This is a genomic window from Rhodovulum sp. PH10, from assembly GCF_000293785.1.
GTDB lineage: Bacteria > Pseudomonadota > Alphaproteobacteria > Rhizobiales > Xanthobacteraceae > Rhodoplanes.
Map to the genome: position 1 here is coordinate 1 of NZ_AKZI01000164.1, position 413 is coordinate 413.

The 413-nt window shown below is 74.6% G+C and carries 1 protein-coding gene; it reads left to right on the forward strand.

Annotation, left to right across the window (positions count from 1 at the left end; all coding sequences use genetic code 11):
* The coding region (locus A33M_RS20295) for an IS66 family transposase (RefSeq protein WP_040622176.1) at positions 1–413 on the forward strand (413 nt) is incomplete at both ends.

Sequence of the window (413 nt, forward strand, 5' to 3'; positions counted from 1 at the left end):
GACCGCCCCTGGGGCGGCCCCGAGCCGCCCGGCGTCGCCTACGTCTACGCACCGGACCGCAAGGCCGAGCGGCCGATTGCCCACCTGGCGGGGTTCAGCGGAATCCTGCAGGTCGACGGCTACGGCGGCTATCGCGTGCTCGCCGGGCGCGGCGCCGTGCAGCTCGCCTTCTGCTGGGCCCATGTCCGCCGCCGCTTCTACGAGCTCGCCGCGGCCGGCGCCGCGCCGATCGCGAGCGAAGCGCTCGACCGCATCGCCCGGCTCTACGCCGTCGAGGCCGAGATCCGCGGCCGCCCCGCCGAGGAGCGACGCGCCGTCAGGCAGCAAAAGAGCCGCCCGATCGTCGCCGACCTCGAACCCTGGCTGCGCGAAAAGCTCGCGCTGATCAGCCGGAAGACCAAGCTCGCCGAGGC